The 2,380-nt window shown below is 41.4% G+C and carries 3 protein-coding genes; all 3 read right to left on the bottom strand.

Annotated features, from left to right (window positions below):
* Nucleotides 1-104: 104 nt before the first annotated feature.
* The 3 genes from ACTQ50_RS19450 to ACTQ50_RS19440 all read right to left on the bottom strand — a co-directional run bounded on the left by ACTQ50_RS19450 (nucleotide 105) and on the right by ACTQ50_RS19440 (nucleotide 2,338).
* Complete coding sequence (locus ACTQ50_RS19450) at nucleotides 105-773, bottom strand: hypothetical protein (RefSeq protein ID WP_441485535.1); 669 nt, start codon at nucleotides 771-773, stop codon at nucleotides 105-107.
* Complete coding sequence (locus ACTQ50_RS19445) at nucleotides 770-1,474, bottom strand: LytR/AlgR family response regulator transcription factor (protein ID WP_441485534.1); 705 nt, start codon at nucleotides 1,472-1,474, stop codon at nucleotides 770-772. Before ACTQ50_RS19445 ends, ACTQ50_RS19450 begins: the two co-directional genes overlap by 4 nt.
* 69 nt (nucleotides 1,475-1,543) lie before the next feature.
* Nucleotides 1,544-2,338, bottom strand: a complete 795-nt coding sequence (locus ACTQ50_RS19440; RefSeq protein ID WP_441485533.1) for a diguanylate cyclase domain-containing protein — start codon at nucleotides 2,336-2,338, stop codon at nucleotides 1,544-1,546.
* Between the last annotated feature and the right edge of the window lie 42 nt (nucleotides 2,339-2,380).

The following is a 2,380-nucleotide window of genomic DNA, read 5'->3' as shown; positions in this document are numbered from 1 at the left end:
CAATAAACGTAGATAATTTATTGATACTCACGTCAGGTACAGAACAATATCTGATGACCTGCAAGAACAAAAAATAAATATTTTACTGACAACTACCTTGACAGTCAGCGATCGGCCCTTTTGTCCTGCTCAGAACGCTCGGCAATTTTCAGTACCATAATGCAAAATGCGCAATAATCAATGATGATTTCCGCAATAAACAGTACTGATAATAAAATATAATTCTTTTTAAACGCACAGGTACCAATGCAGATATAAAGCCAGATCATATCTCCGATTCCTTTTGCTGCAAGGGTGACCATTAAGGCCTTTCTGTAGCCTGCTGTGGTCTTTTTTATTTCCCGGAAAAGGATCAGGAAATACTGGGCCAGTGCCATGGCCAGGTAGCATGCGATCTGGATTTCGTAATTGATCCTTCCTGTGGATTCCAGATTTTCGATGCCTGTATAATAGTACAAAAAGATGATGGTCAATTCTGTCACAATGACGGTTACAATGCAGAGAAGACCTCTTTGCACGTTTCTCAGATGATCTCTTTTTTGTCTTCCATACCACCAGATGATTCCCAGATATTCAAGCACCAGCCAGAGGACCAGATATACCCGGCTCCACATAACGCTCAGTGATACCAGTAAAATTGCAGCTGCCGAATATACTTTGGCTTTTAAATTCATTTTTCCCAGAATATCCGTGATTTTTTCCGTATCACTGATAAAGAAAAGCAAACTGTATATATTAAGGGCACAGGCAAAGGAAGTAATCAGCAGTTTCATAAGATTTTACTCCAAAGTTTCAGATATTCTTCTTTAAATTCATTTAACCGGTATTTGCTGATGGGGACTTCGAAATCCCCGTCCAGGGATACGGTCTGGGAATTGTATTTCTGGATTTTGTTCATATTGATGATGTAGCTTCTGTGCACCTGAAAAAAGCCTTTGTCGCTTAACTGGTCGCACATATTTTTCAGGGTGCCGCGCCAGCGGTAGGTGTGTCCTTTGCAGTAGATCCAGATCTTGTCCCGCATGCCTTCAATATAGACAATGTCAGAGTATTTGACACTGTACATTTCGTTCTGGAACTGAAAGCTGAGGTAGTCCTCGGTTTCTGTGAATTTCTGCTGGATGGCATCCAGGGTTTCGTTCAGTTCCTGATTGTTTACCGGTTTCACCAGGTAGCGGAATGCGTCTACCTTAAAGCTTTCAAACACAAATTCACTGTAGGCGGTGAGAAAAACAATAATCATCTCCTTGTTCTTCTCCCGGATCGCCTTTGCAACTTTCATCCCGTTTCTTCCCGGCATTTCCACGTCCAGAAACAGGACATCGATCAGATTCAGATCCGATTCCAGCAGTTTTTCCCCATTTTCAAAGGTCTGAATGCTGAAATTGATGTCATTGGAAAAATAATAACGCCGTATTTTCTCTTTCAAAAACTCACAAATCTGTTTTTCGTCATCACAAATAGCTATTCTCATTTCTGCCCTCTCTGAAAAAGTTACTGTATGCCCCCAGACAATAACTTGGAACTGCTATTTGATCCTGATCTATGAAATTTTGCGATGCTGTTTCTTATATAAAGCTTTGTCCGAATACATTCTGGCGTCTGCCGTTTTTATGATGTCTTTTTCGCTGATTTCAAGTCTCGTCCTTAATGCACCGCCTACCGCCAGACCTGTATCTGGTTCTATGTCAGAAACTTTTTCCCGGTAGTCCTTAATGGATTTTAGTAAAGTTTCATGGGTTTCTTCGCTGCAGGACGGGGTGATGAGCAGAAATTCATCGCCGCCCCAGCGGATGCAGATGCCGTCTTTTGGAAGTACTTCTTTCAGAATGTTGGCAGTTTCACGAATATAGAGATCTCCTGTATTATGTCCTAAATGATCGTTGACGCCTTTCAGGTCGTTGCAGTCACACATCATATAGGTACAGGGAAGACAGACGGATTTATTGAAATCGAATTTCAGAAAGTAGTTTCGATTGTATAAGCCTGTGAGATTGTCGTAAAAGGTAAGGGATTCAAATTTTTTCTTCAGGCTCATCAGCTCCGTTACATCGTTCACCACGCCGCATACCCCATATATTTTGCCGTCCACATAGACGGGATTTTTAGCGATTTCTTTATAGACGGTTTTGCCATCCTGGTCAAATTCGGAATAACAGTGGCATGGGTTGCCAGTCCGCATAATGTCTTTGTCCTGGTCGTAATAGAGCTTGCCAAGCTTTTCATCATACTGGATGTCCATGTCCGTTTTCCCCAGAATGGATTTTTCGTAACCGCCAAATAATAATGCGGTCAGATATAAAATTACCCCAGCTCTTTGCGAGTTGGAGTAATTCACTATAATTCACATGCGATTTTTGATAGATTGGAGTTTTTCACT

This window comes from Blautia sp. Sow4_E7 (assembly GCF_052116245.1).
In the GTDB taxonomy this organism is placed as follows: Bacteria; Bacillota; Clostridia; order Lachnospirales; family Lachnospiraceae; genus Blautia_A.
Note: the sequence above shows the minus strand (reverse complement) of the source record. Positions and strands in the feature narration are given on the sequence as shown.